The organism is Pseudomonas sp. GLN_2 (genome assembly GCF_043106005.1).
GTDB lineage: Bacteria > Pseudomonadota > Gammaproteobacteria > Pseudomonadales > Pseudomonadaceae > Aquipseudomonas > Aquipseudomonas alloputida.
Map to the genome: position 1 here is coordinate 21695 of NZ_JBICMC010000052.1, position 11995 is coordinate 33689.

General features: G+C 64.6%; 7 protein-coding genes. 4 read left to right on the plus strand and 3 right to left on the minus strand.

Annotated elements, in window-relative coordinates; translation table 11 throughout:
* The first annotated feature begins 292 nt into the window (after positions 1 to 292).
* The 4 genes from ACF8Q6_RS13400 (at position 293) to ACF8Q6_RS13415 (ending at position 4317) form a co-directional block, all read left to right on the plus strand.
* A complete protein-coding gene (locus ACF8Q6_RS13400; RefSeq protein WP_392491201.1) occupies positions 293 to 1633 on the plus strand; it encodes an MFS transporter in 1341 nt (446 codons plus the stop codon).
* Between the two features lie 221 nt (positions 1634 to 1854).
* On the plus strand, positions 1855 to 2565 hold the full coding sequence (locus ACF8Q6_RS13405) for a fumarylacetoacetate hydrolase family protein (protein ID WP_392491202.1): 711 nt from the start codon (positions 1855 to 1857) through the stop codon (positions 2563 to 2565).
* 18 nt (positions 2566 to 2583) lie between these two features.
* Complete coding sequence (locus tag ACF8Q6_RS13410) at positions 2584 to 3342, plus strand: SDR family oxidoreductase (RefSeq protein ID WP_392491203.1); 759 nt, start codon at positions 2584 to 2586, stop codon at positions 3340 to 3342.
* 24 nt (positions 3343 to 3366) lie between these two features.
* Positions 3367 to 4317, plus strand: a complete 951-nt coding sequence (locus tag ACF8Q6_RS13415) for a 2-hydroxyacid dehydrogenase (protein WP_392491204.1) — start codon at positions 3367 to 3369, stop codon at positions 4315 to 4317.
* Between the two features lie 127 nt (positions 4318 to 4444).
* On the opposite strand, the gene nirD is transcribed toward ACF8Q6_RS13415, so the two are convergent.
* The 3 genes from nirD to ACF8Q6_RS13430 all read right to left on the minus strand — a co-directional run bounded on the left by nirD (position 4445) and on the right by ACF8Q6_RS13430 (position 11664).
* Positions 4445 to 4807: a nitrite reductase small subunit NirD gene (gene nirD / locus ACF8Q6_RS13420; protein WP_392491205.1), complete on the minus strand. Its 363-nt coding sequence runs from the start codon at positions 4805 to 4807 to the stop codon at positions 4445 to 4447.
* Positions 4807 to 7359, minus strand: a complete 2553-nt coding sequence (gene nirB / locus ACF8Q6_RS13425; RefSeq protein ID WP_392491206.1) for a nitrite reductase large subunit NirB — start codon at positions 7357 to 7359, stop codon at positions 4807 to 4809. Before nirB ends, nirD begins: the two co-directional genes overlap by 1 nt.
* Positions 7360 to 7638: 279 nt before the next feature.
* Positions 7639 to 11664: a molybdopterin-dependent oxidoreductase gene (locus ACF8Q6_RS13430; RefSeq protein ID WP_392491207.1), complete on the minus strand. Its 4026-nt coding sequence runs from the start codon at positions 11662 to 11664 to the stop codon at positions 7639 to 7641.
* Positions 11665 to 11995 lie beyond the last annotated feature (331 nt).

The following is an 11995-nucleotide window of genomic DNA, read 5'->3' on the forward strand; positions in this document are numbered from 1 at the left end:
CGAAGAGACCAGAGCAGGCGCAATAAGTTGTACGATGTCTAAAGTCATCAAATTAAACCTGTCTGCAAAAAGTCGCGCAACCCTAAACGCCCACAACCCGCTGAGAATGCGACATACAGCTGAAAATACGTGCAAAACCCCACCTTCGGATTTTCTTGGACAGCACAGCCATCCCCCGCCTCGAGCAAAAAAAACGGTCTAAAACCACCGTTGCATTCAATGCGTCGTACGACCACTGTAGAAAAGGGACTGCAGCCCAACCTCTACCAACAACAACAAACGAGGTCGACTCATGTCGAGCACGCCTACCCCCCGCGCCGCGTCGTCGTACACGCTGGACGCGGCCCCTGCCCAGCGCCTGCCTACCCGCCGCCGCTGGTTCATGCTGTCGCTGCTGCTGGTGGCGACCATCATCAACTACGTCGACCGGGTGAACATTTCCATCGCAGCGCCGTTCATGGCCAAAGACCTGGGCCTGGACAAGGTCGAGATGGGCCTGATTTTCTCCGCCTTCGCCTGGACCTACGCGTTGGCCCTGGTACCGGCTGGCTTCATTGCCGACCGCTTCGGCTCGCGCCTGACCTATGGTGTGTCGCTGATCAGCTGGTCGGCGGTCACCGTGGCCCAGGGCCTGGCCAGCGGCTTCGCCTCACTGTTCGGCCTGCGCCTGGCGGTCGGCGCCATGGAGGCCCCGGCTTTCCCGGCCAACAGCCGTGCGGTCACGGTGTGGTTCCCCGCCCGCGAGCGCGGCATGGCCAGCAGCATCTACGTATGCGGCCAGTACCTGGGCACCGCGCTGTTTACCGGCGCGCTCCTGTGGCTGGCGACCACCTATGACTGGCGCCACGTGTTCTACAGCACCGGCCTGGTGGGCATCCTGTTCGGCGTCGTGTGGCTGGTGCTGTACCGCGACCCGCTGAACTGCAAGAAGGTCAGCAAGGAGGAACTGGCCTATATCGAGAACGGCGGTGGCCTGGTGAAGAGCAGCCAGCAACGTACCCGCTTCGACTGGCGCCAGGTTGCCGAACTGTTCCGCTATCGCCAGGTCTGGGCGATCTGCCTGGGCAAGTTCGCCAGCACCTCGGCACTGTACTTCTTCCTTACCTGGTTCCCCACCTACCTGATCGAAGAACGCCAGCTGACGCTGATCAAGGTCGGCATCTTCGCGGTCATGCCGTTCATTGGTGCCACGGTCGGCATCCTCCTGGCGGGCATCGTCTCCGACCTGCTGATCCGCAAGGGCTACTCGCTCTCGTTTGCCCGCAAGCTGCCGCTGGTGGTGGGCTCGATGCTGGGGATGTCGATCGTGCTGGTGAACTTCACCGACTCCAATGTGCTGTGCATCGCCGTCTTGACTCTGGCGTTCTTCGCCCAGGGCATCGCCTCGTCGTCGTGGGCTGCCGTCTCGGAAGTGGCGCCAAAGGAACTGATCGGCCTGACCGGCGGCATTACCAGCCTGGCGGCGAACATCGGCGGCATCGTCACACCGATCGTGATCGGCGCCATCGTACACGCCAGTGGCTCGTTCGCCATGGCGTTCTGGTTCATCGGTGGTGTGGCGTTGATGGGCACACTGTCTTACTCGCTGCTGCTTGGGAAGCTGTATCGCATCGAGCTGAAGACTGCGGGCTGAGCCTGGGAGTGTATTGACAGTACCGGCCTCTTCGCGGCTAAAGCCGCTCCTATGGGGGGACGGTATTGCCCCTGGGTTTGACGCTATCCCTGTAGGAGCGGCTTAAGCCGCGAAAGGGCCGGTACAGGTGCCTTGGATAGTCCAACCCAACCCCGCTTTCGTCCAACTTTGCCGGCCAGCCGCTGGATACGCTGACCACTCCAGTACGGAGGATCCACCCCATGACCTACCTGTTCAACCCGCCGGCCATCGTCAGCCTGCCGATCCGCGGCAGCGATGTACGCTTCCCGGTCGGCCGGGTGTTCTGCCTCGGCCGCAACTACCCGTGGCCGGAATCCTACGGCGCGGCGCCGCAGGAGCCTGTATTTTTCATGAAACCGGCAAGCAACGTGGTCGAGGCGCTGGGCGAACTGCCCTTCCCGCCGCAGACCGACGAGTTCTGCCACGAAATCGAGCTGGTCGCGGCCATCGCCAAAGGCGGCGCCAACATCGCCCGCGAGCATGCCCTGGAGCATGTGTTCGGCTTTGCCGCCGGCCTAGACATGACCCGTCGCGATCACCAGCGCAAGGCCAAGGCCGAGGGCCTGCCGTGGGAAGGCGCCAAGGTGTTCGAGGCTTCGGCGCCGATGACCGCCATCGTCCCCGCCAGCGAATGCGACTGGCCGCTGGATACGTCGCTATGGCTGCAGGTCAATGGCCAAGAACGCCAACGTGCACACCTCAGCCAGCAGACCTGGGCATTGGCCGAAGTGATCAGCAGACTGTCTCGCCAACTGCCGCTGCGCCCGGGCGACCTGATCATGACCGGCAGCCCGCCCGGTGTGGCACCGCTGAACCCGGGCGACACGATACACGCCGGGATCGACGGTATCGGCGAACTGCACCTGCACGTCGGTCCTCGCCCTGCCGGGCATACCGTCAACGCTGCCTGAACCTGTTGGAGCCTATCGATGAGCCAAAACAAGAAAGTCGCGCTGGTCACCGGTGCTGGCAGTGGCATCGGCCGTGCCGTCGCCCTCGCCCTGCTCGAGGACAACTTCAGCCTGGTCCTCGCCGGGCGCCGCGCCGAACCGCTACAAGCCGTCGTCGAGCAAGCGCAAGCCGCGGGTGGTGAGGCCTTGGCCGTTCCCACTGACGTGCGCGATGAGCAAAGCGTCGCGCACTTGTTCGCCACCATCGAGGAGGTGCATGGCCGCCTCGACGTAATGTTCAACAATGCCGGCATCAACGCCCCCGCTGTACCCGTCGACGAGCTGCCGTTGGAGAACTGGCGCAACGTCATCGCCACCAACGTCGATGGTGTATTCCTGTGCGCTCGCGCCGCCTTCGGCCTGATGCGCCGCCAGCAGCCGCAAGGCGGGCGGATCATCAACAACGGCTCGATCTCGGCACACACCCCACGCCCGTTCACCGCACCTTACACCGCCAGCAAGCATGCGGTGCTGGGCCTGACCAAGGCGCTGGCGCTGGATGGTCGGCCTTACCACATCGTGTGCAGCCAGTTGGACATCGGCAACGCCCTGACCGAGTTGTCCGAGCGCATGACCCGGGGTGTGCGCCAGGCCAATGGCGAGATCGCCGCCGAGCCGATGCTCGACGTGCGCCATGTGGCCGATGCGGTGCGCTACATCGCAGCGCTGCCGCTCGACGCCAACGTACTGAACATGACCGTGATGGCCAGCAACATGCCGTTCGTTGGCCGTGGCTGATCCCTGTTTATGATGGAGTGACCGATGAAACCAGAAATCCTGCAACTGAGCCCTATCCTGATCCCGCAGATACGTGAGCGCCTGGAACAGCTGTTCACCGTACACCGTTACTACGAACAGGCCGACAAGGATGCCTACGTCAGCCAGTATGCAAACAACATTCGGGGCGTGATTACCGGCGGCCACACCGGCATCAGCCAGGCGCTGATGGCGCGCCTGCCCAACCTCGAAGTGATCGCCGTCAATGGCGTCGGCACCGACGCGGTAGACCTGGCCTATGCCCGCGATCGCGGCATCCAGGTGACGGCGACCATCGGTGCGCTCACCGAGGACGTCGCCGATCTTGCCATCGGCCTGCTGATCGGCTTGTGCCGGGGGATCTGCACCGGTGACCGCTTCGTTCGCGCCGGCCGTTGGGCCACCAGCAGCACGCCGCTGGCACCGCTGCCACTGGCCCGGCAGGTGTCGGGCATGCGCGTGGGCATCGTCGGCATGGGCCGGGTCGGTCGGGCGGTAGCGCAGCGGGCGGCAGCCTTCGGTTGCCCGATCCGCTACACCGATCTCCAGGCGCTGGATGTGCCCTACGGGTTCGAGGCAGATCTGCTGCAGTTGGCCAAGGACAGCGATGCGCTGATCCTCGCAGCGGCGGCTGACAAGGGCGAGGCGCTGATCAATCGCGACGTGCTGCGGGCGTTGGGCGCCGAGGGGTATCTGATCAATATCGCACGCGGCAAGCTGGTGGATGAACCCGCGTTGGTCGCGGCATTGCAGGCCGGCGAGATCGCTGGCGCGGCGCTGGATGTGTTTGCCGATGAACCGCGAGCGCCCGAGGCGTTGTTCGAGCGCGAAGATGTAGTCCTGCAACCGCATCGAGCCAGTGCCACGGTACAGACACGCACGCGCATGGGCGAGATGGTGGTAGCCAGCCTGGTGGATGTGTTTGCCGGGCGCACGCCGCAGGGGTTGGTTATCTAGTCGGCTTGTGCTGGCCTCTTCGCGGGAAGGCCCGTACCCACGGGTGCTGCGCCGTATTTGAAGGCGGTGCAGATTCCGTAGGCGCGGGCTTGCCCGCGAAGAGGCCGGCACAGGCAGCAAAGGGGTATCAGGCCACCGCCAGCTCCACCGCCTCCCCCTTCAACCGCACCGGCCACACCCGCAACCTCTGCCCGGCATCCTCCAGACACTCCCCACTCAGCAGGCTGAAGTGCTGCTTGTACAACGGCGCTGCCACCACCAGCTCACCTTGCACACTGCCCACCAGCCCGCGGCCGATGATGTTGGCGCCGGAGCGTGGGTCGCGGTTGTCCACTGCATACAGCGGCTGGGCCTGCCCCGGCAGGTAGAACAACGCCACCTGGGCCCCATCGAACCAAACCACGACGCCGGAGTCGGCCACCAGGTCTTGTGCCTGGCACACCGGCTGCCAGTTTTCTTGCGTGTTCACAGCAGCATTGGCCAGGTTCATCAGACAGCCTCCTCGACAGTTGGGATCAGGTGCAGCGGTGCAGCGGGCCGGCGTTGTTCGCGTTCGCGCACGAAGTGCACGTCCGGGTCAGCGCGTCGGTCGTTGACGAAGGTGCGGAAGCGCTTGAGCTTCTCCGGGTCGTTGAGGGCATTGGCCCATTCGCATTCATACTGGTCGACCACATGCTGCATCTGCGCTTCCAGCTCGTTGGCCAGGCCCAGGCTGTCGTCGATGATCACCTGCTTCAGGTAGTCCAGCCCGCCTTCCAGGTTTTCACGCCACACCGAGGTACGCTGCAGCTTGTCGGCCGTGCGGATGTAGAACATCAGCACGCGGTCGATCAGGCGTACCAGGGTTTCGTCGTCCAGGTCGGTGGCGAACAGCTCGGCATGCCGCGGGCGCATGCCGCCGTTGCCGCACACGTACAGGTTCCAGCCCTTGTCGGTGGCGATAACGCCGATGTCCTTGCTCTGCGCCTCGGCGCATTCACGGGTGCAACCCGATACCGCAAACTTGAGCTTGTGCGGGCTGCGCAGGCCCTTGTAGCGGTCTTCCAGGCGCAGGGCCATGGCGACACTGTCCTGCACGCCGTAACGGCACCAGGTACTGCCCACGCACGACTTCACCGTGCGTGTCGACTTGCCGTAGGCGTGGCCGGTTTCGAAACCGGCCTCGATCAGTTCGCCCCAGATCAGCGGCAGCTCGTGCAACTGGGCGCCGAACAGGTCGATGCGCTGGCCACCGGTGATCTTGGTGTACAGGTCGTATTTCTTGGCCACCTGGCCGATGACGATGAGCTTGTCGGGGGTTATTTCACCACCGGGAATGCGCGGTACCACCGAATAGGTGCCGTTTTTCTGCATGTTGGCCATGAAGGTGTCGTTGGTGTCCTGCAGCGGTACCAGTGCCGGGTCCATGATCGGCTGGTTCCAGCACGAGGCGAGAATGTTGCCCACCGCCGGCTTGCAGATGTCACACCCCAGATCGCCCTTGCCATGGCGCTCGAGCAGTTCACTGAAGGTGCGGATACCCTCCACCCGCACCAACCCGTACAGCTCCTGCCGGGTGTAGGCAAAGTGCTCGCACAGGCTCTTGTCCACCGCCACGCCGCGGGCCGTCAGTTCGTGCTCGAAGACTTGCTTGAGCAGGGCCGCGCAACCGCCGCAGCCGGTCGCGGCCTTGGTGCAGCCCTTGACCGCAGCCAAGTCGCTACAGCCACTGTCGATCGCGGCGCACACCGCCCCCTTGCTGACGTTGTGGCAGGAGCAGATGGTCGCGCTGTCGGGCAGCGCATCGGCGCCCAAGGCCGGCGCACCACCGCCTTGCGGCAGGATCAGCGCTGCCGGGTCGGCCGGCAGGGCGATGCCGTTCTGGGCGTACTGCAACAGGGTGTCGTAATAGCTGTTGTCACCGACCAGCACCGCGCCGAGCACGTGCTTGCCGCTGGCATCCACCACCAAACGGCGGTAAGCGCTGTTGGCTTCATCGATGAAGCGATAGCTGCGCGCGCCGGGCGTGGCACCGTGGGCGTCGCCGATCGAACCGACATCCACCCCCAGCAGCTTGAGCTTGGTCGACATGTCGGCGCCGGTGAACGCCACCGCCGCCTCGCCCATCAGCAGCCCAGCCAGGTTGCGCGCCATGCTGTAGCCCGGGGCGACCAGGCCGAACACGCTGCCGTTCCACGAGGCGCACTCGCCGATGGCGAAGATGCGTGGGTCGCTGCTGCGGCAGTGGTTATCGATGACCACGCCACCGCGCGCGGCGATGTCCAGGCCGCAACCCCGGCCCAGTGCATCCTGTGGGCGGATACCGGCGGAGAACACGATCAGGTCGGTTTCCAGGTGCTCACCGCCGTCGAAGTTCATGCGGTAGCGGTAGGTTTCACCGGCACTGACCGACTGGGTGGCGCGCGACAGGTGCACCCCCACACCCAGCGCTTCGATCTGCGCCTTCAACGCGGCACCGCCCTCGCCGTCCAGCTGTACCGGCATCAGCCGTGGGGCGAATTCCACCACGTGGGCTTCCAGCCCCAGCGACTTGAGGGCGTTGGCCGCTTCCAGGCCAAGCAGGCCACCGCCGACCACCACCCCTCGGCGGGCACCGGCTGCAGCAGCACGAATGCCATCGAGGTCGTCCAGGGTGCGATAGACCAGGCGGGCATTGCCGCTGGAGCCTTCGATCGGCGGTACGAAGGGATAGGAGCCGGTGGCCAGCACCAGTTGGTCGTAGCCATAGCGACCTTCGGCAGTGACGACTTCGCGGCGCTCACGGTCGATCTCCAGCACGGCCTCACCCAGGTGCAGGTGCACGCCATTGGCGTCGTAGAAATCGTGCTCACACAGGGCCAGGGTTTCGGCACAGCTGCCGCCGAAGTATTCGGACAGGTGCACGCGATCATACGCGCGTTGGCGCTCTTCGCCGAATACCCGCACCTCGAAGCGCTGCAGGGCGCCGCGACTGACCAGTTGTTCGACGCAATGGTGGCCGACCATGCCGTTGCCGACGATGACCAGTCGCTCTCGTTGCCCGCTGCTCGCTGTTGCCTTCATAAGCCGATCCTCGATCAAAAAAAAAGCGCCTGGAGCCGAAGCTCCAGGCGCCTTTGCCTGTATTCATCACGGTAGGGGGCCCGGTTGATCGCCGTTGATCAGTGGGCTTTGTTGTATCCAAGGTTAAGCAGGGAGCGTGCCAATCGGGTTGCCTAGGTTGCGTGAGTTGCCTGGGTTGCCTGTGTCGGCCTCTTCGCGGGTAAACCCGCTCCTACACTTGCGCTGGGCCCGCCCAGCCAATGCCCATTCAAGGTGCACAACACCCCATCTTGGAGCACTTCAGTACACATCGCGCCGATAACGCCTGGCCTTGCTCAAGCCTTCGACATAAGCCGCCGCCGCCGCCGCATCCATCCGGCCATGCTCGGCGACGATTACCCGCAACGCCGCATCCACATCCCTGGCCATACGCTGCGCATCGCCACACACATAAAAATACGCCCCCGCCTCCAGCCACTGCCACAACAGCGCACCCTGCTCAAGCATGCGCTGCTGCACATAGATCTTCTCGGCCTGGTCCCGCGAGAACGCCGTGTCCAGCCGCAGGTGCCCCGCCGCCTGCCAGGCCTGCAACTGCTCCTGGTAATAGAAGTCGGTCGCTGCGTACTGCTCACCGAAGAACAGCCAGTTGTCACCTTTTGCCCCCCGTGCCTCTCGCTCCTCGAGGAACGCACGGAACGGTGCAATGCCAGTACCAGGGCCCACCATGATCACCGGCACGCTGTCGTCCTCGGGCAAGCGGAAGTGCTTCGACACCTGCGGGAAGATCGCCACTTTCTGTACCTGCGCACGGTCGGCAAGGAAGCTTGAGCACACGCCTTTACGTTCGCCATAACGCACCGTCGACACCGTCAGATGCACCTGGCCTGGGTGCGCCAGTGGGCTGGAGCTGATCGAATAGAGCCGCGGTTGCAATGGCTTGAGCAGTTCCAGCCAGCTGGCCAGCGACAACTGCTGGGGGAAGGCGCGCAGCACATCGACCAGCTGCCGGCCCCACAGCCAATCTTGCAGCTCGGCCTTGCATTCAGGCTGCAGCAACCGCTGCAGGTCAGGCGCATTGCTGGCAAATGCCTGCAGTTGTTGCGCAGTGACCTTGGCAATTTCCAGATGTGCTTGCAGGGCTTCGGCCAATGGCATGGCGCAATGACCTTTAAGCTCGACCATCGCCTGGCCATCGAGCTGCATCAGCGTCAGCAGCTCTTCTACCAGGGCCGGGCAGTTGCGCGGCCATACGCCCAGGGCATCGCCGGCAGCGTAACTGAAGCCGCTGCCGCTCAGGTCGAAGACCAGCTGGCGGGTTTCCTTGCTGGCGCCGGGGCCATTGAGCAGGCGGTTTTCCAGTACGGTGGCCATCCAGGGTTGCTGCTTGCTGAAGGCCGATACGGGTGCAGGTTCACTCGCCGGAGGTGGCGCCGCGGCAGTGCCCAGTACAGGTAATAACGCTTCGAGCCAACTGGCAAAGGCTTCGTCGAAGTCTGGCTCGCAGTCCACCCGTTGCAGCAGGCGCTGCCCTCCCAGCTCGGCCAGGCGCTGGTCGAGCTTGCGGCCAAAACCGCAGAACTGGTCGTAACTGGAGTCGCCCAAGGCCAGTACGGCATAGGGTAGCCCGGCGCAGTGGGCGCCCTCCTCGCCCTGCAAGGCCTGCCAGAATGCCGCGCCGCTGTCGGGCGCGTCGCCATCGCCAAAGGTGCTGGCGATCAACACCACACTGGCAACCCCCTGCAGCTGGCTTGGGCTGACCGCCTCCAGGCAGCTGAGTTGCACGTTCAGACCAGCATCGCGCAGGCGCGCGGCACAGCGTTCGGCCAGTTGCTCACCATTGCCGGTCTGCGAGGCCCACAGCACCTGATGCCATGGCGCGGCCTGTGCCGCGATGGGCGCAGTTGCAGGCTGGGCGAACAGCCCGGCCAGCAAACCGTCGACAAACAAACGACGGCTGGCAGCCAGCGGCGCACTGGCCGGCAGGCGGGGTACGCCCTCGGCGCGGGCCTGGTCCAGGCCCAGCAGAAAACCTTGCAGGTAATGACGCTCTTCTTCGGCCAGCACCGGAACCGGCAGGGTGTGCAGACCAAGCAGACGGGACAGGGTGGCGGTCGGCATGCGGACAGGCTCTACAGTGGCAGTGTTCAGATCAAGGGCGTCGATGCGCTCGCCTGCGACCCGCTCCAGGGCTACGGCGCAGTGTTTGAAGGCAGGCTGTAGCGACAGCGGGTCGACCGCATCGCAGGTCGCGGCATTGATCGCCAATTGCTCGCCGATCAGGTCATTCCAGTGAAACGGCGCAAAGCAGTTGCCCGGCATGACCCGGTCACTGATGCGCGCCGGCAACACGGCGTGCCCCCGGCGCGAGCGAACGGCTACCTGGTCCTTTTCAGCGACACCCAGCCGGGCGGCATCCTCGGGGTGAATCTCGACGTAGGGGCCGGGCTCCAGCTTGTTCAGTGCCGGCACCTTGCCGGTCTTGGTCAACGTGTGCCATTGGTGCTGCACACGGCCAGTGTTAAGCACCATGGGGTAGTCATCGTCCGGCACTTCCGCTGCCGGCAACCAGGGCCGCGCAAAGAAGCGCGCCTTGCCGCTGGCGGTGGGAAAGGCCAGTGCCGGCCGCCTACCCCGGGCATCGAGCAGGAGCGCCTGGCTGCTGCCGTCGTTGAGGTAGCGCAGCGGGCTACGATGCTGCTCGCTGCCCGGTGCACAAGGCCACTGGCGCGGCTGTGTCCGCAATTCGGCATAGCCGATACCGCGCAGATCATAACCGGTTGAGGGGTTGTGGAAGCGGCGTATTTCCTCATACACCGCTTCGGCATTGGGGTAGTCGAAGGCGTCGGCATAGCCCATGGCACACGCCACGCGGGCAATGATCTGCCAGTCCGGCAAGCTTTGCCCGGGGGGCTCGACAGCGCGTGGCATCAGGGTCAGGTTGCGCTCGCTGTTGATCATCACACCCTCGCCTTCGGCCCACAGCGCGGCCGGCAGCAGGATGTCGGCGTAACGGTTGGTTTCGGTGTCGAGGAAGGCGTCCTGGGTAATGACCAGTTCGGCCTTGCGCAGGCCGTCGATCACTTGCTGGCGGTTGGCGACACTGGCCACCGGGTTGCTGCAGATGACCCAGCAGGCTTTCACTTCACCGGCTTTCATCTGCCCGAACAGCGCCACCGTACCCTCGCCGCCCTCGCTGCGCAGGCTGCCGGGTGGCAGTTGCCACTGTCGTTCGACGAACGCGCGGTCGTCGTCCACCAACGCTGAGCGCTGGCCTGGCAAGCCGGGGCCCATGTAGCCCATGTCGCGGCCGCCCATGGCATTGGGCTGGCCGGTCAGCGAGAACGGGCCGCTACCGGGGCGGCAGATGGCACCCGTGGCCAAATGCAGGTTACAGATGGCGTTGCTGTGCCAGGTGCCGTGAATGCTCTGGTTCAAGCCCATGGTCCAGCAGCTCATCCAGTTGTTGGCGCTGCCGATCCATTCGGCGGCCTTGATGATATCGGCCTCGGCCAGCCCGGTGATGGCGGCGACGCGCTCGGGGGGGTAATCGTCGAGGAAGGCCGGCAGTTCGTCCCAGCCTTCGGTGTGGCGGGCGATGAAGTCGGGGTGGGTGCGGCCATTGCGATGCAGCAGGTGCAAAAGGCCGTTGAGCAAGGCCATGTCGCTACCGGGGCGCACCTGCAGGAACAAGTCGGCCTTGTCGGCCGTGGCGCTGCGCCGTGGGTCGACGACGATCAACTTCGCACCGGCCTTGACCCGATCAAGCAGGCGCAGGAACAGGATCGGGTGGCAGTCGGCCATGTTGGCGCCGATCACCAGAAATACGTCGGCGTGCTCGAAGTCCTGGTAACTGCCAGGTGGGCCATCGGCGCCAAGCGACAGCTTGTAGCCACTGCTGGCGCTGGCCATGCACAGGCGCGAGTTGGACTCGATGTGGCGCGTACGGATAAAGCCCTTGGCCAACTTGTTGGCCAGGTACTGGGCCTCCAGCGACATTTGCCCGGACACGTACAGCGCCACGCCATCCGGGCCGTGCTGGTCGATGATGCTGCGCAGACGCTCGGCGGTGGCAGCGATGGCCTGGTCCATGCTGGTGCGCACTGGCGGCTGACTGCGTTGCTGGCGCACATAGGCGTCGGCCATGCGCCCGCTGGCACTCAGTGGCAGGTGTGCGGTGAGGCCTTTGGTGCATAGGCGGCCAAAGTTGCTCGGGTGCAGCTTGTCGCCGCTGATCTTGCCGACCTTGCCATCGGCAACGCTCATGACGATGCCGCAGCCCACGCCGCAGTAGGGGCAGACGCTGCGTACTTCGCTGTTGGCCATGGGCGGGCTCCTGTGGAAAACGCAAAAAGGCGCCGGCTGCCCCGGCATGCTGATGCAAGCGGGGCAACACGGCGCCTTTGTCGTGAGGTTTTGCGGGCTGTCGACGTTGATAGCCCTGGTGAGGAGGCTTCAGCAAATAGTGGGCCAGGTGCACGGAACAGCTTTTTGTGGGGACGGCCTTGTGTCGCGATAGGGCCGCAAGGCGGCCCCCGAATTTCAGCTTTTATCCCTGTATTGCCGGGGCCGCGTTGCGGCCCTATCGCGACACAAGGCCGCTCCCACAGGGATCGCGCCCGCTTTTAGAAATTGAGCAAGACAGTTGCTCCCACAA